At 68.1% G+C, this 21,015-nt stretch carries 21 protein-coding genes; 17 read left to right on the forward strand and 4 right to left on the reverse strand.

Features of this window, described 5'->3' with window-relative positions:
- The first annotated feature begins 1 nt into the window (after window position 1).
- The 13 genes from RT97_RS19110 (at window position 2) to RT97_RS19170 (ending at window position 11,786) form a co-directional block, all read left to right on the forward strand.
- Window positions 2–829, forward strand: coding sequence for an ABC transporter permease (locus RT97_RS19110; RefSeq protein ID WP_042580394.1), 828 nt, complete (start codon window positions 2–4; stop codon window positions 827–829).
- A gap of 123 nt (window positions 830–952) precedes the next feature.
- A complete protein-coding gene (locus RT97_RS19115; RefSeq protein WP_042580395.1) occupies window positions 953–1,786 on the forward strand; it encodes an ABC transporter ATP-binding protein in 834 nt (277 codons plus the stop codon).
- A 24-nt stretch (window positions 1,787–1,810) separates the two neighbouring features.
- On the forward strand, window positions 1,811–2,017 hold the full coding sequence (locus RT97_RS19120; RefSeq protein ID WP_042580396.1) for an AtzG-like protein: 207 nt from the start codon (window positions 1,811–1,813) through the stop codon (window positions 2,015–2,017).
- The gene (locus tag RT97_RS19125) at window positions 2,014–3,471 is read left to right on the forward strand and encodes an AtzE family amidohydrolase (protein WP_042580397.1); all 1,458 of its coding nucleotides are present in this window, start codon (window positions 2,014–2,016) and stop codon (window positions 3,469–3,471) included. Before RT97_RS19120 ends, RT97_RS19125 begins: the two co-directional genes overlap by 4 nt.
- Window positions 3,468–3,851, forward strand: a complete 384-nt coding sequence (hpxZ, locus tag RT97_RS19130) for an oxalurate catabolism protein HpxZ (RefSeq protein WP_042580398.1) — start codon at window positions 3,468–3,470, stop codon at window positions 3,849–3,851. Before RT97_RS19125 ends, hpxZ begins: the two co-directional genes overlap by 4 nt.
- Window positions 3,852–3,929: 78 nt before the next feature.
- Window positions 3,930–5,048 (forward strand): BMP family ABC transporter substrate-binding protein, encoded by a 1,119-nt coding sequence (locus tag RT97_RS19135; RefSeq protein WP_042580399.1) that lies wholly within the window; start codon window positions 3,930–3,932, stop codon window positions 5,046–5,048.
- Between the two features lie 29 nt (window positions 5,049–5,077).
- Window positions 5,078–6,139, forward strand: a complete 1,062-nt coding sequence (locus tag RT97_RS19140; RefSeq protein WP_042580483.1) for an ABC transporter permease — start codon at window positions 5,078–5,080, stop codon at window positions 6,137–6,139.
- Window positions 6,136–7,059: an ABC transporter permease gene (locus tag RT97_RS19145; protein WP_042580400.1), complete on the forward strand. Its 924-nt coding sequence runs from the start codon at window positions 6,136–6,138 to the stop codon at window positions 7,057–7,059. The genes RT97_RS19140 and RT97_RS19145 overlap by 4 nt, the downstream gene beginning before the upstream one ends.
- Window positions 7,060–7,064: 5 nt before the next feature.
- Window positions 7,065–8,057: a formamidase gene (locus tag RT97_RS19150; protein ID WP_042580401.1), complete on the forward strand. Its 993-nt coding sequence runs from the start codon at window positions 7,065–7,067 to the stop codon at window positions 8,055–8,057.
- 8 nt (window positions 8,058–8,065) lie between these two features.
- Window positions 8,066–8,752: a biuret amidohydrolase gene (biuH, locus tag RT97_RS19155; protein WP_437184102.1), complete on the forward strand. Its 687-nt coding sequence runs from the start codon at window positions 8,066–8,068 to the stop codon at window positions 8,750–8,752.
- A gap of 9 nt (window positions 8,753–8,761) precedes the next feature.
- Window positions 8,762–10,357, forward strand: a complete 1,596-nt coding sequence (locus RT97_RS19160) for an ABC transporter ATP-binding protein (protein WP_042580403.1) — start codon at window positions 8,762–8,764, stop codon at window positions 10,355–10,357.
- Window positions 10,348–11,019 carry a cysteine hydrolase family protein gene (locus RT97_RS19165; RefSeq protein WP_042580404.1) on the forward strand — a complete coding sequence of 224 codons (672 nt, stop codon included), beginning with the start codon at window positions 10,348–10,350 and terminating at the stop codon, window positions 11,017–11,019. The genes RT97_RS19160 and RT97_RS19165 overlap by 10 nt, the downstream gene beginning before the upstream one ends.
- Window positions 11,016–11,786, forward strand: coding sequence for a GntR family transcriptional regulator (locus tag RT97_RS19170; protein WP_042580405.1), 771 nt, complete (start codon window positions 11,016–11,018; stop codon window positions 11,784–11,786). Before RT97_RS19165 ends, RT97_RS19170 begins: the two co-directional genes overlap by 4 nt.
- A gap of 22 nt (window positions 11,787–11,808) precedes the next feature.
- Here RT97_RS19170 and RT97_RS19175 read toward each other — a convergent pair whose 3' ends face one another.
- The 3 genes from RT97_RS19175 to RT97_RS19185 all read right to left on the reverse strand — a co-directional run bounded on the left by RT97_RS19175 (window position 11,809) and on the right by RT97_RS19185 (window position 16,250).
- Window positions 11,809–13,677, reverse strand: a complete 1,869-nt coding sequence (locus tag RT97_RS19175; RefSeq protein WP_155403846.1) for a BACON domain-containing protein — start codon at window positions 13,675–13,677, stop codon at window positions 11,809–11,811.
- 328 nt (window positions 13,678–14,005) lie between these two features.
- Window positions 14,006–14,968: a tripartite tricarboxylate transporter substrate binding protein gene (locus RT97_RS19180; protein WP_042580407.1), complete on the reverse strand. Its 963-nt coding sequence runs from the start codon at window positions 14,966–14,968 to the stop codon at window positions 14,006–14,008.
- Between the two features lie 40 nt (window positions 14,969–15,008).
- A complete protein-coding gene (locus tag RT97_RS19185) occupies window positions 15,009–16,250 on the reverse strand; it encodes a flavin-dependent oxidoreductase (RefSeq protein ID WP_042580408.1) in 1,242 nt (413 codons plus the stop codon).
- A 97-nt stretch (window positions 16,251–16,347) separates the two neighbouring features.
- Between RT97_RS19185 and RT97_RS19190 the strand changes: the two genes are divergently transcribed.
- Entirely contained in the window at window positions 16,348–17,259 is a 912-nt protein-coding gene (locus RT97_RS19190; protein WP_042580409.1) for a LysR family transcriptional regulator, read from the forward strand.
- Here RT97_RS19190 and RT97_RS19195 read toward each other — a convergent pair.
- The gene (locus RT97_RS19195) at window positions 17,256–18,158 is read right to left on the reverse strand and encodes a LysR family transcriptional regulator (RefSeq protein ID WP_042580410.1); all 903 of its coding nucleotides are present in this window, start codon (window positions 18,156–18,158) and stop codon (window positions 17,256–17,258) included. The genes RT97_RS19190 and RT97_RS19195 overlap by 4 nt on opposite strands.
- 137 nt (window positions 18,159–18,295) lie before the next feature.
- Here RT97_RS19195 and RT97_RS19200 point away from each other — a divergent pair, with 137 nt between their 5' ends.
- From RT97_RS19200 to RT97_RS19210, 3 genes are read left to right on the forward strand one after another with little or no spacing between them, the layout of a single operon-like run.
- Window positions 18,296–19,126, forward strand: a complete 831-nt coding sequence (locus RT97_RS19200) for a cysteine hydrolase family protein (protein WP_052810705.1) — start codon at window positions 18,296–18,298, stop codon at window positions 19,124–19,126.
- A gap of 11 nt (window positions 19,127–19,137) precedes the next feature.
- Entirely contained in the window at window positions 19,138–20,202 is a 1,065-nt protein-coding gene (locus tag RT97_RS19205) for an ABC transporter substrate-binding protein (protein WP_042580411.1), read from the forward strand.
- A 14-nt stretch (window positions 20,203–20,216) separates the two neighbouring features.
- On the forward strand, window positions 20,217–21,008 hold the full coding sequence (locus tag RT97_RS19210; RefSeq protein ID WP_042580412.1) for an SDR family NAD(P)-dependent oxidoreductase: 792 nt from the start codon (window positions 20,217–20,219) through the stop codon (window positions 21,006–21,008).
- Window positions 21,009–21,015: the final 7 nt, after the last annotated feature.

A 21,015-nucleotide genomic window follows, 5' to 3' on the forward strand; every position in this document is an offset into this window, starting at 1 on the left:
CATGGCCGACGCAAGCACGACCACGGCCGCGCCGTGGACACCGCCGGCCAGTCTCAACGCCGTCGCGCCCAGGGCGCCGTTGCGCGAGCGCCTGCTGCCCTTCATCGGCCCCGTGGTGCTGTTCATTGTGTGGGACCTGGTGGTGCGCCTGGGCTTCATCAAGCCCATCCTGCTGCCCACGCCGGCCGACACCATCGCCGCGCTGATCACCGGCCTGGCGGGCGGGCCGCTGCTCACCGACTTCGCGATGACGGTGTGGCGCACCTTGCAGGCCTTCCTCATTGCGGCGGTGGTCGGCGTGCCCCTGGGCGTGCTGCTCGGGAGCAACGAGAAGGCGTACCGCAGCGTCGAGTTCCTGATCGACTTCTTCCGCTCGACGCCGTCGTCCGCGCTGATTCCGCTGTTCCTCCTGATCTTCGGCGTGAGCGACGTCAACAAGATCGCCATCGCGGCATTCGGCGCGCTGCTCATCGTGGTGTTCAACAGCGCCTACGGCGTCATCAACGCGCGCAAGCAGCGCGTGATGGCGGCCAAGGTCATGGGCGCCTCGGGCTGGCAGGTCTTCAAGGACGTGCTGATCTGGGAGAGCCTGCAGCCCAGCTTCGTCGGCCTGCGCTCGGCGGTGTCGATGGCGCTGGTGATCGTCATCGTGGCCGAGATGTTCATCGGCTCCGACACGGGGCTTGGCCACCGCATCATCGATGCGCAGCAGGTGCTCAACGTCAAGAGCATGTATGCGGCGATCCTGGCGGCCGGTGCGCTCGGATATGCGCTGAACATTCTTTTCCTTGTCGCCGAACGCCGCATCGTGCACTGGAGCGGAAGGTAATGGACCACCCCCAGGCTTGCTCGCTTCGCGTAGCCGCCAACCCCCTGCGAGGGGGCGCAGCCTGCGGCCCGGCAAAGCCGGTTCCGCGGCAGCTCACGTACAGACCCGACCAGGAGCGCAACCATGCGAGCTTCAACTGAAACCGTGTTGAACGGCCCGGTGTACGCCGACGTGCCCAAGCCGGTCTTCAAGCCCGGCCCGGCCGGCACGCACATCACCATCCGGGGCCTCACCAAGTACTTCGCGGGCTGGCCGCTGTACGAGAACTTCGACCTCGACATTCCCAAGCACAAGATCGTCTCGGTGTTCGGTCCCAACGGCTGCGGCAAGTCCACGCTCATCAACATGATCGCGGGGCTGGTTCCGATCGACGCGGGCGAGATCCTGTTCGACGGCAAGCAGCGCAAGGACACCAAGATCGGCTACGTGTTCCAGAACTACCGCGAGGCGATGTTCCCGTGGATGCGCACCATCGACAACATCGCCTACCCGCTGAAGCTCGAAGGGCGCAGCAAGGCCGAGGTCGACCGGCGCATGGAAGAGCTCGTGGCGTCCTTCGACGTGAAGTTCGACCTGAAGCGCTTTCCCTACGAACTCTCGGGCGGCCAGCAGCAGACCGCATCGATCATGCGGGCGCTCGCGCCCAACCCCGAGGTGCTGTTCCTGGACGAACCGTTCTCCGCGCTCGACTTCGAGATGACGCTCTTCATCCGCGAGAAGCTGCAGGAGGTGTTCATGCAGACCGGCACCACGATGCTGCTGGTGTCGCACGACCTGGAGGAGGCCGTGTACCTGGCCGACGAAGTGCTGCTGCTGACCAAGCGGCCCACCAGGGTGGCGGAGATCTTGCGTTATGGCGATGCCCGCCCGCGCACCGTGGAGACGCTGAGCACCGAGAGCTTCGTGGCCATGAAGAAGCTCAGCCTCGACATCTTCCAGCGCGAAGTCCGCCGATAGGGCATCGACAGAAGGAGCCGCCCCATGACACCCATGCAGATCGAAAGCTACGTCGACGCCGCAGCCGCGGCGCTCGCGCTGCCCCTGTCACCCGCGCACCGCCCCGGCGTGCTGCGCTACTTCGCGCTCGCGGCCGACTTTGCCGCGGTGGTCGAGTCCGTGCCGCTGGCCATGTCGGCCGAGCCGGCGGTACATTTCTCGCCGGTCTCGCCGCAGGAGAAAGAGGCATGACCGCGGCGCAGCTGCTGGGGCGCGACGCCACCGCCATGGCCGAAGCGGTGCGCACCGGCGCTGCGAGCGCCACCGCGTTGGTGCAGGCCAGCCTCGACCGCGTGGAGGCCACCGACGGCAAGGTCAACGCCTTCACTTCGGTGCTGGCCGAGCGCGCGCTGCGCCGCGCGGCGCAGGTCGACACGTCGCTGGCATCGCCGAGCGGTCCGCGCACCCGCGAGTTGCCGCTGCTCGGTGTGCCCTTCGCGGTGAAGAACCTGTTCGACATCGCCGGCCTGCCCACGCTCGCCGGCTCGAAGATCGAACGCCAGACGGCCCCCGCGCGCGCCGACGCCGCGCTGGTGCGCCGGCTCGAACGTGCCGGCGCGGTGCTGGTGGGCGCGCTCAACATGGACGAGTACGCCTACGGCTTCACCACCGAGAACAGCCACGAAGGCCCCACGCGCAACCCGCACGATCTCACGCGCATCGCGGGCGGCTCGTCGGGCGGCTCGGGCGCGGCCGTGGCCGCGGGCCAGGTGCCGCTCGCGCTGGGCTCGGACACCAACGGCTCGATCCGTGTGCCAGCCTCGCTGTGCGGCGTGTTCGGGCTGAAGCCCACTTTCGGCCGGCTGCCGCGCACCGGCAGTTTCCCCTTCGTGTCGAGCCTGGACCACCTCGGCCCCTTCGCCCGCTCCACGCGCGACCTGGCATTGGTCTACGACGCAATGCAGGGGCCCGAAGACATCGCGCTCCCGCACGACCCCGGCTGCGCACAGCGCGCCGCCGAGCCGGTGTCGCCCGTGCTGGCGCATGGCACGCGCGGGCTGCGCATCGGCGTGCTCGGCGGCTATTTCCACGAACGTGCCAGCGCCGAGGCGCTGGCCGCGGTCGAGCAGGTGGTCGATGCGCTGGGCGCGGGCGTGGCCCGGGCCAGCGTCGAGCTGCCGCTGGTCGAGGCCGGGCGCGCCGCGGCCTTCCTCATCACCAACGCCGAAGGCGCAGCCCTGCACCTGGACGACCTGCGCCGCCGCGCGCACGACTTCGAGCCGCTGTCGCGCGACCGCTTCCTGGCCGGCGCGCTGCTGCCCGCCGCCTGGGTGTCGCGCGCGCAGCGCGTGCGCCGGGTGTACGCCGAAGCGGTGGCGCGCCTGTTCGGCCGCTACGACATCCTGCTGGCCCCGGCCACGCCCAGCGCGGCCACGCCCATCGGCGCCGAGACCTTCGAGGTCAACGGCCACACGCTGCCGGTGCGGCCCAACATGGGCCTGCTGACGCAGCCCTTCTCGTGCATCGGACTGCCTGTGTGCGCGGTGCCGGTGTGGGGCGCCCACGCGAGCCTGCCGATCGGCGTGCAGGTGATCGCCGCGCCCTGGCGCGAAGACCTCGTGCTGCGCGTGGCCGCGGCGCTCGAAGCCGCTGGCGTGGCGCACGCCCCGGTCGCCGCACTGAGCCAGGAGAAGACCCCCGCATGAACGCCACCGACATCAACCTCCCCGACGTTCTGGCCGAAGTCAAGGCCGCCTTCGCCCGCTATGAAGACGCGCTGGTGAACAACAAGGTCGAGGTGCTCGACGAGCTCTTCTGGAACAGCCCGACCACGCTGCGCTACGGCGCTACCGAAAACCTCTACGGCTACGACGAGATCCGGGCCTTTCGCGCATCGCGCCCCTCGCAGGGACTGGCGCGCGAACTGCTCGTGACCGTCGTCACCACCTACGGGCGCGACTTCGCCACCGCCAACTGCGAGTTTCGCCGCGAGGGCGCAACGCGCACCGGCCGCCAGAGCCAGACCTGGATGCGCACGCCCGAGGGCTGGCGCGTGGTCTCGGCGCACGTCAGCCTGCTCGGCTGAGACACGCACCGCCCGCGCGCCACAGCACATCGCTTTTTCTTCCAGTCCTTCAACTTGTATCCAGCAACGGAGTACGTCATGACCAGCTCTTTCAATCGCCGCGATTCCCTCAAGACCCTGGCCGCTCTGGGCGCCGCCGGCTCGCTCGGAAGCTGGAGTGCGCTGGCCAGCGCACAGGCCAAGCCATTGACCGTCGGCGTGATCTACGTCGGCGCGCGCGACGACTACGGCTACAACCAGGCGCACGCCATGGCGGCCGCCGAGATCAAGAAGCTCCCCGGCATCAAGCTGGTCGAGGAAGAAAACGTGCCCGAGACCGCGGCCGTGCAGAAGACCATGGCCGGCATGATCTCGCAGGACGGTGCGAAGCTGCTCTTCCCCACGTCGTTCGGCTACTTCGATCCGCACATCCTTGCCGTGGCGCCCAAGTACCCCGACGTGCGCTTCTCGCATTGCGGCGGCCTCTGGACGGAAGGCAAGCACCCCAAGAACGCGGGCAGCTTCTTCGGCTACATCGACGAGTGCCAGTTCTTGAACGGTGTGATCGCCGCGCACATGACCAAGAGCAACAAGATCGCCTTCGTCGCCGCCAAGCCGATCCCGCAGGTGCTGCGCAACATCAATGCCTTCACGCTCGGTGCGCGCTCGGTCAAGCCGAACATCACCTGCAGCGTGATCTTCACGGGCGACTGGTCGATGGCCGTGAAGGAGGCTGAGGCCACCAACAGCCTGGCCGACCAGGGCTGCGACGTGTTCACCATGCACGTGGACGGCCCCAAGGTGGTGGTCGAGACCGCAGCCAAGCGCGGCAAGATGGTCTGCGGCTACCACGCGAGCCAGGCCAAGCTCGCGCCGAACGCCTACCTCACGGGCGCCGAGTGGAACTGGCTCACGGCCTACAAGACCATCATCGACGCGGCCCAGGCTGGCAAGCCGCACCCCAACTTCCTGCGCGGCGGCCTGAAGGAGGGCTACGTGAAGATGTCCGCCTACGGCCCGATGGTGCCGGACGCCGCGAAGAAGCAGGCCGACGACATCAAGGCGAAGATGATCGCGGGCACCTTCGACATCTTCAAGGACGGGATCAAGGACAACAAGGGCGCAATCGTGGTGCCGGCCGGCAAGGTCCTGAAGCAGACTGACCTGGAGCTGGAGAAGATGAACTACCTGGTCGAAGGCGTCATCGGCCAGGCCTGAGTTCCAGCTTCATGCCCATGCCATCGCCCATGCGCAGTGCGCTCAAGGAATTCGCCCTGCCGGTGTTCGCCATCGCGGCGGCGCTGCTGGTGTTCGGCGTGCTTGTCGCCTTCGCGGGCGTCGACCCGGTGGAAGTGTGGGCGACGCTCTTCAAGGGCGCCTTCGGCGACTGGTTCTCCTGGCAGAACACCCTGCAGCGCGCCGCGCCGCTGATGCTCACCGCGCTGTGCGTGGCGCTGCCCGCGCGCGCGGGGCTGATCGTCATCGGCGGCGAAGGCGCGCTGGTGCTGGGCGGCCTGGCCTGTGCCGCGCTTGCGCATGCGGTGCCGCTGCCGGGCAATGTCGTGGGCACGGCCATCGTCTGCATCGCCGGTGCGCTCGCCGGCGCGCTGTGGATCGTTCTCGCGGGGTGGCTGCGCCAGTACCGCGGCATCAACGAAACCATCAGCAGCCTGCTCTTGGCCTACATCGCCATCGGCATCTTCAAGCACCTGGTCGAAGGGCCGCTGCGCGATCCGGCGAGCCTGAACAAGCCATCGACCTATGCGCTCAACGACGGGCTGCTGATCGGCGGCATCGGCGGCTCGGACGTGCATTGGGGCCTGGCGATCGGCGTCGTGGCGTGCCTGGGGCTCGGCTGGTGGCTGCGCGCGACCGCCTCGGGTTTTTCGGTGCGCGTGGTGGGCGGCAATCCGCGCACCGCGCAACTCGTGGGCCTGCCGGCCACGCGGCTCATTCTCGGCAGCTGCGCGCTGGGCGGCGCGTGCGCGGGGCTCGCGGGTGCGGTCGAGGTGGCGGCGGTGCACACCAATGCCAACGCCTCGCTGATCGCGGGGTACGGCTACGCGGGCATCCTCGTGTCGTTCATCGCGCGGCACAACCCGGTGGCCATCGTGCCGGTGGCGATCCTGTTCGGCGGCTTCGGCGCGGCGGGCAGCCTGCTGCAGCGGCGGCTCGGGTTGCCCGATGCGTCGGTGCTGGTGCTGCAGGGCATTGCCTTCGTGCTGATCCTCGCGAGCGAGGGCTTGCGCATGGTCGACTGGAAGGCGCTGCGCGCGCGCCTCTTCCGCGCTTCGGGGCGCCCGGCATGACCGCCGACCAGTGGATCGCGCTCGTGGCCGGCATCGTCGGCGGTGCGTTGCGCGTGGGCGCGCCCTTTCTCTTCGTGAGCCTGGGCGAATGCCTCACCGAGAAATCGGGGCGCATCAACCTCGGGCTCGAAGGCGTGCTGGTGCTCTCGGCGATGGCGGCCTTCGGCGGCGCCTACCTCACCGACTCGGCGTGGCTCGGCGTGCTGATCGGTGCGCTGGCAGGCGCGGTACTCGCGCTGCTGCATGGCCTCCTGTGCTCGCTCGATCGCGTCAACGACGTGGCGACCGGCATCGCGTTGATGCTGCTCGGCACGGGCCTCGCGTTCTATCTCGGCAAGCCGCTGATCCAGCCGCAGGCGCCGCAGATCCCTGCGATACCGCTGGGCTTCTGGAGCGACAACACGGTGGTGCGCTCGGCGCTGCAACTCAATGCGCTGGTGCCCATCGGCGTGGCGCTCGCGGTGCTGCTCTGGTGGGGCTTCGCGCGCACGCGTGCGGGCCTGCTGGTGCGCATGGCCGGCGACTCGGCGCAGGCCACGCGCGCGCTCGGCTACTCGGTCTCGGGCCTGCGCATCGCGGCGACCACGGCCGGCGGTTTCATCGCCGGCCTCGGCGGCGCGTCGCTCACGCTGTTCTATCCGGGCAGCTGGAACGAGGGCATCTCCAGCGGCCAGGGCCTCATCGCCGTCGCGCTCGTGATCTTTGCGCGATGGAGTCCGCTGCGCTGCGTGGGCGCGGCCTTTCTCTTCGGCGGTGCGGGCGCGATCGGCCCTGCGCTGCAGTCCATCGGCATCGGCTGGGGCTACCACCTCTTCAACACCGTGCCCTATGTGCTCACGCTGGTGATCCTGGTGCTCACCTGCAAGCCGGGCAGTGCAGCCATCGGCAGCCCCGGCGAACTTTCATCGACAAGGAACTGAACACCATGAGCGGTCTGGGTGGCCTCAACAAATCGGCGCACGGCGTGGTCGTCGGGCTGGTGCAACTGCAGTTGCCGAACGTGAAGACGCCGGCCGACCTGGCCGCGCAGGCGCGGCGCATCTGCGAGATGGTGGGCAAGGCGCGCCGCAACCAGTCGACCATGGACCTCGTGGTGTTCCCCGAGTACGCCTTGCACGGCCTCTCGATGGACACGAACCCCGAGATCATGTGTTCGCTCGACGGCCCCGAGGTCGCGGCCTTCAGGAGCGCGTGCATCGAGCACCGCATCTGGGGCTGCTTCTCCATCATGGAGGCCAACCCCGGCGGCAACCCGTACAACAGCGGCCTCATCATCGACGACCAGGGCGAGATCAAGCTCTACTACCGCAAGCTGCACCCGTGGGTGCCGGTCGAGCCGTGGGAGCCGGGCAACCTGGGCATTCCGGTGTGCGACGGGCCGAACGGCAGCAGGCTCTCGCTCATCATCTGCCACGACGGCATGTTTCCCGAGATGGCGCGCGAGGCCGCGTACAAGGGCGCCGACATCATCCTGCGCACGGCCGGCTACACCGCGCCGATCCGCCACGCCTGGAAGATCACCAACCAGGCCAACGCCTTCTGCAACCTTGCCTACACCGCGAGCGTGTGCCTGTGCGGCAGCGACGGCAGCTTCGACTCGATGGGCGAGGGCATGTTCTGCAACTTCGACGGCACGGTGCTGGTCGAGGGCGGCGGGCGCGTCGACGAGATCATCACCGCCGAACTGCGGCCCGACCTCGTGCGCGAGGCACGCACCGGCTGGGGCGTGGAGAACAACATCTACCAGCTCTACCACCGCGGCTACGTCGCGGTGAAGGGCGGCGCGCAGGACTGTCCCTACACCTACATGCACGACATGGCCGCTGGCACCTACAAGCTGCCATGGGGCGCCGACGTGAAGGTGACCGACGGCACGAGCTGCGGCTTCGCGCCGCCGGAACGCAACTACCGAGGATGAGCACCGCCATGACAACCGTCGCCGCCGAGCCCTACGCCTGGCCCTACAACGGGGACCTGCGGCCCGAGAACACCGCGCTGGTCGTCATCGACATGCAGACCGATTTCTGCGGCAAGGGCGGCTATGTCGACGTGATGGGCTACGACCTCTCGCTGGTGCAGGCGCCGATCCAGCCGATCGCGCGCACGCTCGCCGCATTGAGGCCACTGGGCTTTCACATCATCCACACGCGCGAAGGCCATCGGCCCGACCTCGCAGACCTGCCGGCCAACAAGCGCTGGCGCTCGCGGCAGATCGGCGCCAACGGGGTGGGCATCGGCGACGACGGGCCGTGCGGCCGCATCCTCGTGCGCGGCGAGCCGGGCTGGGACATCATTCCCGAGCTGGCGCCTCTGCCCGGCGAGGTGGTGATCGACAAGCCCGGCAAGGGCTCGTTCTATGCGACCGACCTGGAGCTGATCCTGCGCACTCGCGGCATCGAGAACCTGATCCTCGCGGGCATCACCACCGACGTGTGCGTGCACACCACGATGCGCGATGCCAACGACCGCGGCTTCGAGTGCCTGCTGCTTTCGGACTGCACGGCCGCCACCGACCACGGCAACCATCTCGCCGCGCTGAAGATGATCACGATGCAGGGCGGCGTGTTCGGCGCACACACCACCTCGCAGCAACTGCTGGCCGCGCTGGGCTGATCGCAATTGATGAGCACCCCTTCCCACGCCATCGGCGCGCTGCCTGCGGGCAGCGGCGCCCTCGCGCTCGACACCTACGAGCTGACCAAGCGCTTCGGCGCCTTCACCGCGATGGACCGCGTGACGATGCGCGTCGAGCCCGGCACGGTGCATGCGCTGCTCGGCGAGAACGGCGCGGGCAAGAGCACGCTGGTGAAGTGCGTGGCCGGTTTCCAGCGCGCGGAGGAGGGCAGCATCCTCATCGATGGGCGCGAGCAGGACATCGCCAATCCCATCGTCGCGCGCGCGCTGGGCATCGGCATGGTCTACCAGCACTTCACGCTGGCGCCGGGCATGACGGTGGCCGAGAACCTGTTGCTCGCTGGCGGCAAGACGCCCGCGCTGATCGACTGGAAAACGAAGCGCGCGGAGCTGAAGGCGTTTCTCGCGACCACGCCCTTCAGCCTCGACCTGGACGTGCGGCCATCGGAGCTCGCGGCGGGCGAGAAGCAGAAGCTCGAACTGCTCAAGCAGCTCTACCTGAAGCCGCGCCTCCTGATCCTGGACGAGCCCACCTCGGTACTCACGCCGCAGGAGGCCGACGAGGTGCTGGGCCATGTGCGCGAGTTCGCGCGCAGCGGCCTGTGCACCGTGCTCATCATCACGCACAAGTTCCGCGAGGTGATGGCGTATGCGGACAGCGTGACCGTGCTGCGCAGGGGCAAGGCGGTGCATCACTGCCGCGTGGCGGACACCAGCCCGGCGCAGTTGGCGCAGGCCATGATGGGAGGGGAAGATGCAGCGGTTGTCGCACCGGCGTCATCGCCTGCCGCCAGGAAGCCCGTGGCCGATGCGGCACCCATAGCGTTGAAGGTCGAGGGCCTCAAGGCCCAAGGCGACCGCGGCACGCTCGCGCTGCATGACCTGAGCCTGTTCGTGCGGGCCGGCGAGATCCTGGGCGTGGCGGGCGTCTCCGGCAACGGCCAGCGCGAACTGGTCGAGGCCCTGGTCGGGCAGCGCCCGCGACTGGCCGGCCGCGTGACCGTCATGGGCCAGCCCTACAACGCACGCCGCGCCGAGAACCGCAGCCTCAAGGTGCGCAGCCTTCCCGAAGAGCCGCTGCGCAACGCCTGCGTGGGCGACCTCAGCGTGGCCGAGAACATGGCGCTGCGCGACTTCGACAGGACGCCCCTGTCGCGCGGCGGCGTGCTGAACTTTCCGTTCTGGCGCAGCCGTGCGCGCGAGTGGATCGCCGAATACGGCGTCAAGACGCAGGGCGAGGGCGCACCGATCCGCAGCCTCTCGGGCGGCAACGTGCAGCGCGCGGTGCTCGCGCGCGAACTGGCCGGCGACATCAACGTGCTGATCGCCGCGAACCCCGTCTTCGGGCTCGACTTCGCCGCCGTCGCGGAGATCCACGAACGCATCGTGCAGGTGCGCGAAAAGGGCGGGGCGGTGCTCTTGATCAGCGAAGACCTCGACGAGTTGCTCGAACTGGCCGATCGCATCGTCGTGATGAGCGAGGGGCAGATCGTGTTCGAGACCCCGGCCGCCGGTGCCGAGCGCCACGTGATCGGCGCGCACATGGGCGGTGGACATCACGAGCCGGAGCCAGCATGCGCATAGAAGAAGCCAACCCCTTCGCCTACGAGTTCGAACTGAAGAGCACGGCGCTGGTCCTCATCGACATGCAGCGGGACTTCATCGAACCGGGCGGCTTCGGCGAGACGCTGGGCAACGACGTGTCGCTGCTCGAGGCCATCGTCCCCGCGACGAAGGCGGCGCTGGCGGCGTGGCGCCAGGCCGGCGGCCTGGTGGTGCATACCCGCGAAGCGCACAAGGCGGACCTCTCCGACTGCCCGCCCGCCAAGCGCAACCGCAGCAACCCGACCCTGCGCATCGGCGACGAAGGCCCGATGGGCCGCATCCTCGTGGCCGGCGAGCCCGGCAACCAGATCATCGATGCGCTCGCGCCGGTCGAGGGCGAACTCGTCATCGACAAGCCCGGAAAGGGCATGTTCTATGCGACCGGCCTGCACGAGTTGCTGCAGCAGCGCGGCATCACGCACCTGCTGTTCGGCGGCGTCACCACCGAGGTCTGCGTCCAGACCAGCATGCGCGAAGCCAACGACCGCGGCTACGACGGCCTGCTCCTCGAGGACTGCACCGAGAGCTACTTTCCAGCCTTCAAGGCGGCGACGCTCGACATGATCCGCGCGCAGGGCGCCATCGTCGGCTGGACAGCGCCGAGTGCGGCCTTGCTCGCCGCGTTGAACCACACGGCATGAAGCCGGCGCCAGCGACTACCATCCTCCACGTGTCTACCGTCCGAACCCGCCCAGCTTCCGCCGCGCCTGCAGCCGATGCGGCCGTTTTTCGCACGCGCGCCGACGAGGTCTACGCGCAGCTCAAGCGCGACGTGGCCGAGTTCATCCTCGTGCCCGGCGACCGCTTCACCGAGAACGAGATCAGCGACCGGCTCGGCGTGTCGCGCACGCCCGTGCGGCAGGCGCTGTTCCGGTTGCAGCAGGAAGGCTTCGTCGAGGTGCTGTTTCGCAGCGGCTGGCGCGTGCTGCCCTTCGACTTCGACCAGTTCGAGCAGCTCTACGATTTGCGCATGGTGCTGGAGACCACCGCGGTTCACCGCATCTGCGAAGCCGACCACCGCGTCGACCGCAGCCTGCTCGACACGCTGGCCGGCATCTGGCTCGTGCCGGTGGCCGAGCGCAGCACCGACACCGCCCAGGTCGCGCAGTGGGACGAGGCCTTCCATTGCTCGCTGGTGGCCGCCGCAGGCAACGCCGAGATGGCACGCGTGCACAGCGACGTGACCGACCGCATTCGCATCATCCGCCGGCTCGATTTCACGCAGCAGCCGCGCATCGAAGCCACCTACGAGGAGCACGCGAAGATCCTGAAGGCGATTCGCGCGAACCGGGGGGATCAGGCGGCGATGCTGCTGCGCGCGCACATCGAGACGAGCCAGGCGGAGGTGCGCAAGATCACGTTGCACCAGGTGCATCTGGCGCGGCATGCGGGGAAGACGCGGCCCTGAACAGCCACGACTTCCCGCACGCTCACGGAGCGCCGATAGGGACGAATGCCATTTTTGGATCGTCCGTCAGAGCGACGGCGACCATTCCATCTGGCGTGACCACCAGTTGGCGAGGCACCAGTCCACGCGCATAACCCACGAACTTGAACGATTTCAGCAAGGTCCCGTTCGGGGCGTGAAGCCAGATATCAGAGGCCGAATAGAGTCCATTGATGCCACAGATCACGCGACCATCGCTGGTGACTTCGACGTTGTTGGGGTAAGCGTCTCCACCCGGAAGACTTGCAATGAAACCCAGACTGGCTGGATCTATGGACGAGCAGCGATATGGCGCACCTGATGCCGCATAGAGCGCGGTCCCGCCCGCATTCACTGCGATGTCCTGTCCGTTCGAAGCGCCGTTGATGAAGCCCGCTCCTGCGGTGTATTTCACCGTCAGAACACCGTTCGCCATTGCCGAGTAGTCGACATCGTATGCGCCGACGCTGGCGGGGCTCAAACCTGTGGTCTGTACGAAAACCCTTCTGCCATCGGATGAAGCGGTGAAATTCCAGTTGCTGCTGAAGGGCTGCGGCAACGCGGCAAACCGGCTGCCATCTATATACGCGGTGCCGTTGCCTGTCAGAACGACATTCTTGCCATTGACACGGATCGCCAGCAGGGTTTGTGGATAGGACTCGCCGGGCTTCAGCATCAACGGCCACGTCGCAATCTTCAATGCGCTGGCGAGGTCGATGACAACGATGGGACCGCTACCTTTGTCGAGCACGTACAAGAGACCCCCATCGGGCGCCACGCTCATGTCCGACAGCCAGGCGCCCACGTTTTCGATGGTGCCGACTTTCGTGCCGAGGTGCGCGTTGTAGATGTCAATGAAGGTGCCGCCGTTGTGCGCGTACACGTAAGGCCGGATCTTGTCGGCGACGATGTTCGTATAGCTTGCGGGCAGCGGGGTCAAGGCGGTCAATCCGCCTTCGGCACGCCATAGACCGACACGGATGACCGCGTCCGCCACCCCGGGATGAGACGTCTTCAGCGTGACGGTCGCATAGCTGATGACGCCCATCGGCACCTGTTGGGGATCCGCGGTGAGCACGAGGCTCGGGCTGGTGCCGGTGGTCCCGCTGCCCGTCACGGAAAGCCACGAGGCGCTGGACGTGGCGGCCCACGGCAATGCGCCTTCGAAGTTGTCGGTGACCCGCAGCGTTCTCGTGAGCACCGATCCGCCGGGGGTGCTTGCGAAGCCGATGCCGGATTCGGAAGGAACGAGCTGCCGCTTGTCCCGGTTCAGGACCAGGGTCAGAGGCAGCGTGGCCGTGCCGCCATTGACTGTCGCTGTCACCGTCGCAACGCCCGAATGGGTGCCGGGCGTGGCGGCATTGAGAGCCGGCGAGAAGCTCAATGAAGTTCCGTTCGCGTCGACGGTGCCGGAGGTAGGGGTGGCGGTGACCCAGGCGGGCAGTGGTGCGGAGAGGGTCCATGGCCACTTGTTGTCCCTGTTCAGGCTCATCGATATCGACTGCGAGGCCTCGTCGCGCCCGTTGGGACCACCCAGCGTGACGGTCGTGGACAGGGCCGACAACTTTGGAGGTGGGGGCGGGACCGGAAGCGCGGCCCGGGCAGCCAGAGCGCCTGGATCGACGGGCAGTCGTGACGACGCAGTGCTCGCTGTCAAGCCGCTGATCGGCGCAAGGGTCGGCGCTTGCAGCGGGACGGTCGCACCGTTCGCGTCCGTGAATGAAAGTGCCGTCGCGTTGTTCGCATCGGCAGGACTGGAGGCGGAGGCAGCTGGCGCCGCACCGGCAACTCCTGAAGAACCTCCGCCGCCGCCGCCACCGCATGCAGCCAGCGCCAGACAAAAGCCAACGATGGCTGTGAATTTCAGCGTCATTTCCCTCTTCCCTCCTCGTCTCTATCGCTCGGAGCCGCGCAGCGATGCGATGCGATGCATGCTGCATGCACGGCGGTTAATACTTATTACAGAAAGTATCGCAGTTTTCCGAGCAATGAATGCCTTGGTCGTCGCGTAAAGGCCGTGTCATCGTGGGGCGCTCGCCCAATGCGACGCGCACGAGAACCGCCGGGGCGATGGAGTGCAAGAGAGCGCTGTGTCACTCCATTCCGGGCCGGTATGGGGCTCCGGGCGATCAAGGGGGCGCGGCACTGCCTCCGCCCCGCTCTGGTCCACCCCCGGCGCAGAGGGAGGAGAGACGCCGCGTTCAGTCTGCGGTGATATTGCCTCGCTTCACCACCCCCGCCCAGCGATCCGCATCCTTCTTCACCAGCGCCCCGAACTCCGCCGGCGTCGAGCTCGCCGGCACCATGCCCTGCGACTCGAAAGACTTCGCCACCTCCGGCTGCTTCAGCACTGCCCCGATCTCCTTGTTGAGCCGCGCCACCACGTCGGGCGGCGTGCCCTTGGGCGCGAGTACGCCGTACCACATGTCCACGTTGTCGGCGGTCACGCCGGCCTCGGCGAGCGTCGGCACGTCGGGCAGTTGCGGCAGGCGCTTGCTGCTGCCGGTGGCGATGGCCTTGAGCTTGCCGACCTGGATGTGCTGCAGCGCCACGTGCACCGGCAGGAACATGTAGTCGATGCGTCCGCCCAGGAGGTCGGTCACCGCGCCGGCCGTGCCCTTGTACGGCACGTGCAGCAGGTCGGTGCCGGTGCCCTGCATCAGGAGCGCCATCGACAGGTGGTGCGGCGTTCCCACGCCCGGCGTGGCGTAGGTCAGCTTGGCCGGCTCGGCCTTGGCGGCGCTCACCATCTGCGCGACCGACGACGCCTTCTGCACGTTGGGGTTGGTCACCAGCAGCAGCGTGCCCCACGAGGTGAGCGACACCGGCGCGAAGTCGGCCACCGGGTCGTAGCTCAGCGATTTGTAGAGGCTGCGGTTCATCACCAGCGTGTTGACCTGCACCATCAGCGTGTAGCCGTCGGGCTTGGCCCGCGCGACCTTCTCGCTGCCGATGTTGCCGCTCGCGCCGGCGAGGTTTTCCACGATCACGGGCTGGCCCAGCAGCGCGGGCAGGCGGGCCGAGAGCTGGCGTGCGACGAGGTCGATGCCGGTGCCCGGCGTGTAGGGCACGACGAGCGTGATGGGCTGGTCGGGCCAGGCATGGGCCGCGGCGGCGCTGGCTGCAACGAGCAGGGTGGCGAGGGTCTTGGCAATGAATCGCATGGGTTGTCTCCGTCTTGTTCTGTGAAGGAAAGGGCGGCGCTCAGAGGTACGAGGCGCGCGCCTTCAGCGCCACCGGGTCGTAGCCGGCCACGCGCTTGTAGTTGTCCGAGATGGCCTGCAGCTCGGCGTGGCTCACCACGTCATCGATCTGTCCGAAGCGCCGGCCGCCCGAGCGCTCGAACACCTCGCGCAGGATCGCATCGGGCGGGTTGCTGCGGTTTGTGAGCACCACGTTGGTGGTGGCCTTCACGCGCTCGCGGTCGTAGTCTTCGAGTGCTGCGGTGCTCACGCCCAGGTCCTTGAGCGCGCCCGCGAGAAAGCGCGCGTCGATGATCGCCTGCCCCGCGCCGTTGGAGCCGCGCGGCACCATCGGGTGCGCCGCGTCGCCCAGCAGCGTGAGGCGGCCGTGCGTCCAGCGCGGCAGCGGGTCCTGGTCGACCATCGGGTACTCCAGGATGGTGTCCGAGGCGCGGATCAGCGCGGGCACGTCGAGCCAGTCGAAGTGCCAGTCGGCGAAGGCAGGGAGAAAGTCCTCGAGCCGGCCGGCGCGGCTCCAGTCGCGCATCGCGGGCTGGGGCGCGTGGATCTCGGCGACCCAGTTCACAAGCTGGTGGCCCTCGGCGTCGATGTCGTTGCGGATCGGGTAGATCACCATCTTGCCGACCGCGAGCCAGCCCGCGCGCACCATGCTCGCGCCAGAGAGAAAGGGCTTCCATCGCGCGGTGCCGCGCCACATGTTCACGCCCGAATAGCGCGGCGCGCCTTCGTTGGGGTAGAGCTGCTTGCGCAATGCGGAGTGAATGCCGTCGCAGCCGATGGCCACCGCACCGCGCACGGCAGGCGCATCGGCGAAATGCACGGTGACGCCGCCCGCGTCCTGCGTGACGCCGGTACAGCGGTGGTTGCACACCACGCTGTCCGCGCCGAGGCGCTTGAGCGTCTCGTCGAGCAACACGGTCTGCAGGTCGCCGCGATGGATCGAGAACTGGGGCCAGTCGTAGCCCGCGTGCTCGCCCGCCGCTTCCTGGAAGATCAACTGGCCATGCTCGGTGAAGAAGATCGACTCCTTCGTGCGAACGCCCACCTTGTCCAGCTGCGGCAGCAGGCCGAGCTCGGTCAGCTCGCGCACCGCGTGCGGCAGCAGGTTCACGCCCACGCCCAGCGGCTTGAGCTCGGGCACGGCCTCGTACACGCGGCACGGAATGCCGGCCTGGTGCAGGCTCAGCGCGAGGGTCAGGCCGCCGATGCCGGCGCCCAGGATGATCACTTGCTTGTCGTTCATGGCTCTCGAAAGGGTGCCGTTTCTCTCGGGTCGTATTGGGAACGGAAGTTCGCCATTTGTGAAATTTAGATGTGCAATGGATTTATCATGAATCCTTATGAACCTCTCGACCCGCCAGATGCGCGCCTTCCTGCAGGTGGCGCGCCTGGGCAACTTCACGCGCGCGGCCGAGCAGGCGCACATCACGCAGGCGGGGCTGAGCATCCTGATCCGCGAGATGGAGCGGCAGCTGGGCTGCCGGCTCTTCGACCGCACCACGCGGGTGGTGACCCTCACGCCGCCGGGCCGGCGGCTGCTGCCGGTGGTGGAGCGGCTCGTCACCGACCTGGATGACGTGGCCGCGCAACTCGGCGCCGAGGGCGACGCGGCGCGCCAGACCCTGCGCATCGCGGCCACGCCGCTGGTGTCGTCGCACCTGCTGCCGCAGGTGTTCACCACGTTCCGCCAGGCGCATCCGCAGGTAAGCCTGCGCCTCTTCGATGCCGACCTGCGCGACGTGGAGGCGATGGTCGCGGCGGGCGATGCCGACATGGGCCTCGGTTTCTTCTTCAAGGCCGCGGCGGGCCTCGCGCGCACGCCGGTCGGGCGCTTTCACCTGATGCGCGTGGCGGCGTCCACAGGGGAGGCCGATGAAGCGCCGGCCATCGGCACTGCACCGTGGTCCGCGTTGCGCACCGCCGAACTCATCGGCCTGCCACCGGGCAACCCGATCCAGAAGGTGATCGACGAGCACCTGGTGGCCACCATCGGCCGCGCCGATGCGCAGCGGCCCACCTTCAATTTCTTCGGCACGCTGATCTCGATGGTCGAGGCTGGCTTCGGCACCGCGGTGATGCCGACCTTCGCGCTCGCGGCCTGCAGGCGGCACCGCGTTCGCACCGACGTGCTGGTCAAGCCGAAGGTGGGTCTGGACTTCTATCGCATCGCCAAGCGCGGCGCGCACGAGACCGAGGCGATGCAGGCCTTTGTCGCGACGCTCGAGAAAGCACTGCCCGCGCTCTCGCGTTAGTCCGCTCCGGAAGGCTCGGTGAGCCGCTTGCGCAGGAATTCCGCGAAGGCATAGGCGATCACCGGCAACTGCCGTCCGCGCAGGCTCGCCAGCACCAGTTCGCCGCGCGGAAATCCGCGGTCCTCGATGTCGCGGGCCACGATGTTGGGGTCTTCGGTCCGGGTACCGATGGCCATCTGGAACGAGATCGACTGGCCGTCGTACAGGCAGCCGCGCAGGAACTCGAAGCTGTTGCTCTCCACCATGGCCCGGATCGGGGTGGAGCTGCGCGCGAGAAAACGCTCGAGCAGCTGGCGCCCGCCCGTGTCGCGGTTCGGCAGCACGACCGGGTAGTCGGCGCAGTCGCGCAGGCGCAGTGCCTTGGACTTGGCCAGCGGATGGCGCCTGTGCATGATCGCCATGAGCTTCTGCTCGACCGCGCACACACGCTCGATGTCGGCCTCCGGCGCGAGGTTGAACACCAGCGCGAGATCGGTCTCGAAGCTGCGCAGCGCGCTAGCGGCCTGCACGTGATCGCCGATGCGCGCATCGAAAGCCACCAGCGGATGCGTCTGGCCGAAGTCGTTGATGGCGGCCGGCAGGAAGCGCGGCGCGAGCGCCTGGCTCGCGACCAGCCGCACCGAGCCGCGCCGCAGGCCCTGCAGCTCCTCGATCTCGGAGCGCACGCGGTCCAGCTCCGACGCGCGCCCCCGGATGTAGCGCACGAACAGCTCGCCTGCCGCGGTGAGCCGCATGCCGCGCGGCAATCGCTCGAAAAGCGGCGTGCCCAGTTCCTCCTCGAGGTCCTGGATGCGGCGGTTGACGGCGGAGGGCGCGACGTGCAGGCGCTCGGCCGCCTGCCGGATCGAGCCGGCCCGGGCGACCTCGTCCGCGTAGCGCAGGAAGCGAAGGTGGTTCATGCCTCAGCCGTTGCACGAAGCGCGCCAGAAACACGCGCGGCCGTCACCGCAACCGTTGCCGCAACGGCAACGCACAGCACGCGAATCGGTACGGATGAGGCGCACCTCTTGGCACGGCCGCTGCATGCCTTTGAGGCATGACACGCCGAACCACACCTTCGCGCACCAATGCAGCGCAAGCGCCCGCCCGCTTCGGGCCGGCGCCCCACAACGCCTGGACGCTGGCGGCCGGCCGGGTCAGTCTGGTGCGTGCGCCCAAGCGGCCGCGACCCGTGCAGATGGAAGCCGAGCCGCAGCCGATCGAATTCGACCTCGCGCGCAGCGCGCTCGTCGTGGTCGACATGCAGAACGACTTCTGCCACCCCGAGGGCTGGTTCGCGCAGAAGGGCATCGGCATCCGCGCGGCGCGCAAGCCGATCGCGGCCATTGCTCGGCTGCTGCCTGCATGGCGCGCGGCCGGCGGCACCGTGGTGTGGCTCAACTGGGGCATCCGCGCGGACCGCCTCAACCTGTCGCCCACGGTGCAATTCAAGGGCAAGCGCAGTGCCGACGGCATCGGCTATGCGGAGCATTCGCCCATCGACCACGGCCCCTCGCTGGTGCAGGGCGAGTGGGGCGCGCAGGTGATCGACGAACTGGCCGTCGAGCCCGGCGACATCACCGTCCACAAGCACCGCCTGAGCGGCTTCTGGGACAACGAGCTCGACAGCGTGTTGCGCCAGCAAGGCATCACCACGCTGCTGTTCGCGGGCATCAACACCGACCGTTGCGTGTTCTCGACGCTGCAGGACGCGAACTTCCTCGGCTACGACTGCGTTCTGCTGAAGGACGCGTGCGGCACCTCGTCGCCCGCCTACGTCACGCGCGGCATTCATTTCATCGTGCAGCAGCTGCACGGGTTCGTGGCGACCGCCGAGTCGCTGCTTGCTTCGCTCTCTTCTTTTTCCTCTCCCTCCAAGAAACGCTAGGAGTCCTTCGCATGCCGCTGTCTTTCTTCTCCAGCCCGCGCCTCGTGCGCTCGCTCGCTTCGCTGGGCGCCGCCGCAGGGTTGGCCCTGGTGGCCACTTGCGCCGCCGCTCAAGTGCCGGTCAAGCTCGTGCTCAACTGGAAATACGAAGGACCGCAGGCCTGGTTCTTCGTTGCCCAGGACAAGGGCTACTTCAAGGCCGAGGGCCTGGACGTCCAGATCGACCAGGGCGAGGGCTCCGCCGCCTCGATCCCGAAGGTGGCGGCCGGTGCTTACCAGGCCGGCTTCGGCGACCTCAACGCGCTGATCGACCTGGCATCGAAGCGCCCGGCCGACGCGCCGGTGGCGGTCTACATGATCTACAACACGCCGCCCTTCACGCTCGTGGTGAAGCAGGACAGCCCCATCAAGGCGCCCAACGACCTGGAAGGCAAGACGATCGGCGGCCCCGCCAACGACGGCGCGCTGAAGCTGTTCCCGGCCTTCGCCAAGCTTGCCAAGGTCGATGCCGCCAAGGTGACCGTCACCAACATGGCGCCCAACCTGCGCGAGCAGATGCTCACCCGCGGGCAGATCGACGCCGCCTTCGGCTACGTGACCACCGTGAGCTTCAGCGCCAAGGCGATGGGGCTCGATCCGGCCAAGGACCTGCGCTTCATCCGCTATGGCGACCACGGAATGGACCTGTACTCCAACGCCGTGTTCTTCTCGCGCGCCTTCGCCAAGGCGAACCCCAAGGCGGTGCAAGGCTTCGTGAAGGCGCTGAACCGGGCGGTGAAGGAAGTCATCGCCGACCCGGACATGGGCATCGACCACGTCATGAAGCGCGAGCCGCTGCTCAAGCGCGAGGTCGAGAAGGAAAAGCTGTTCGCCACGCTGCGCAACGACATGAGCCACCCTGAAGTGGCCCGCATCGGCCTGGGCGACGTGGACGACGCGCGGCTGAAGAAGTCCATCGACATCGTGGTGGACGCCAACCAGCTGCCGCGCACGCCGGCACCGGCCGAGGTGTTCGACCGCAGCTTCCTGCCCGCGCGCGCCGAGCGCCCCTCCAAGACATTGAACGAATCGAACTGAAAGCGAGAAACGACATGGACCTGCAACTCAAAGACAAGGTGGCGCTCATCACCGGCCCGGCCAAGGGCATGGGACGCGCCGTGACGCTGGCCTTCGCGCGCGAAGGCGCGAAGCTCGTACTGGCCGGGCGCGACACCGGCGCCATCGAACCCGTGGCCGCCGAAGCCCGCGCGCTCGGCGTGCAAGCCGTGGTGGTGCCCTGCGACCTGACCGCAGGCGCGCAGACCGAGGCCTTGGCCGCGCATGCGCTGGAGGCCTTCGGCCGCATCGACGTGCTGGTGAACGTGGCCGGCGGCTCGGGGCCCATCGGCAAGACCGGCTGGGAAACCACCACGGAGGAGTTCGACGAGATCGTGCAGCTCAACATGACCGGCTGCTTCAACACCATGCGCGCCGTGCTGCCCTCGATGATCGAACGCAGGAGCGGCAAGGTGGTGAACGTGGGCGGCACCTTCGGCATGCGCGGGCGCGCCGGCCGCATGGCGTACTCGGCCTCCAAGTGGGGCCTGCGCGGCATCACCAAGAGCTTTGCGCTGGAGGCCGGGCCGTACGGCATCAACGTGAACTGCGTGGCGCCCGGCATGGTCGACGGGCCGCGCTTTCGCGAGAAGGTGTGCGCCAACATGGCCGAGAAGCTGGGCATCACGCTGGAAGAAGCGATGACGCGGCACGCGGCCGACTACGCGCTGCGCCGCGTCTCCACCGATGCGGACGTGGCCAACGCCTGCCTCTTCATGGCGAGCGACGTGTCGCGCCAGATCACCGGTGTCGACCTGCCCGTCGATGGCGGCTGGGCGATGCTCTGAGGAGGCC

It is taken from the genome of Variovorax paradoxus (genome assembly GCF_000834655.1).
Classification (GTDB): domain Bacteria; phylum Pseudomonadota; class Gammaproteobacteria; order Burkholderiales; family Burkholderiaceae_C; genus Variovorax; species Variovorax paradoxus_F.

Excerpts from the sequence above, each read along its gene's own strand:
- RT97_RS19110 (WP_042580394.1), top strand. The coding sequence starts at position 2 with ATGGCCGACGCAAGCACGACCACGGCCGCGCCGTGGACACCGCCGGCC.
- RT97_RS19115 (WP_042580395.1), top strand. The coding sequence starts at position 953 with ATGCGAGCTTCAACTGAAACCGTGTTGAACGGCCCGGTGTACGCCGAC.
- RT97_RS19120 (WP_042580396.1), top strand. The coding sequence starts at position 1,811 with ATGACACCCATGCAGATCGAAAGCTACGTCGACGCCGCAGCCGCGGCG.
- RT97_RS19125 (WP_042580397.1), top strand. The coding sequence starts at position 2,014 with ATGACCGCGGCGCAGCTGCTGGGGCGCGACGCCACCGCCATGGCCGAA.
- hpxZ (WP_042580398.1), top strand. The coding sequence starts at position 3,468 with ATGAACGCCACCGACATCAACCTCCCCGACGTTCTGGCCGAAGTCAAG.
- RT97_RS19135 (WP_042580399.1), top strand. The coding sequence starts at position 3,930 with ATGACCAGCTCTTTCAATCGCCGCGATTCCCTCAAGACCCTGGCCGCT.
- RT97_RS19140 (WP_042580483.1), top strand. The coding sequence starts at position 5,078 with ATGCGCAGTGCGCTCAAGGAATTCGCCCTGCCGGTGTTCGCCATCGCG.
- RT97_RS19145 (WP_042580400.1), top strand. The coding sequence starts at position 6,136 with ATGACCGCCGACCAGTGGATCGCGCTCGTGGCCGGCATCGTCGGCGGT.
- RT97_RS19150 (WP_042580401.1), top strand. The coding sequence starts at position 7,065 with ATGAGCGGTCTGGGTGGCCTCAACAAATCGGCGCACGGCGTGGTCGTC.
- biuH (WP_437184102.1), top strand. The coding sequence starts at position 8,066 with ATGACAACCGTCGCCGCCGAGCCCTACGCCTGGCCCTACAACGGGGAC.
- RT97_RS19160 (WP_042580403.1), top strand. The coding sequence starts at position 8,762 with ATGAGCACCCCTTCCCACGCCATCGGCGCGCTGCCTGCGGGCAGCGGC.
- RT97_RS19165 (WP_042580404.1), top strand. The coding sequence starts at position 10,348 with ATGCGCATAGAAGAAGCCAACCCCTTCGCCTACGAGTTCGAACTGAAG.
- RT97_RS19170 (WP_042580405.1), top strand. The coding sequence starts at position 11,016 with ATGAAGCCGGCGCCAGCGACTACCATCCTCCACGTGTCTACCGTCCGA.
- RT97_RS19175 (WP_155403846.1), bottom strand. The coding sequence starts at position 13,677 with ATGACGCTGAAATTCACAGCCATCGTTGGCTTTTGTCTGGCGCTGGCT.
- RT97_RS19180 (WP_042580407.1), bottom strand. The coding sequence starts at position 14,968 with ATGCGATTCATTGCCAAGACCCTCGCCACCCTGCTCGTTGCAGCCAGC.
- RT97_RS19185 (WP_042580408.1), bottom strand. The coding sequence starts at position 16,250 with ATGAACGACAAGCAAGTGATCATCCTGGGCGCCGGCATCGGCGGCCTG.
- RT97_RS19190 (WP_042580409.1), top strand. The coding sequence starts at position 16,348 with ATGAACCTCTCGACCCGCCAGATGCGCGCCTTCCTGCAGGTGGCGCGC.
- RT97_RS19195 (WP_042580410.1), bottom strand. The coding sequence starts at position 18,158 with ATGAACCACCTTCGCTTCCTGCGCTACGCGGACGAGGTCGCCCGGGCC.
- RT97_RS19200 (WP_052810705.1), top strand. The coding sequence starts at position 18,296 with ATGACACGCCGAACCACACCTTCGCGCACCAATGCAGCGCAAGCGCCC.
- RT97_RS19205 (WP_042580411.1), top strand. The coding sequence starts at position 19,138 with ATGCCGCTGTCTTTCTTCTCCAGCCCGCGCCTCGTGCGCTCGCTCGCT.
- RT97_RS19210 (WP_042580412.1), top strand. The coding sequence starts at position 20,217 with ATGGACCTGCAACTCAAAGACAAGGTGGCGCTCATCACCGGCCCGGCC.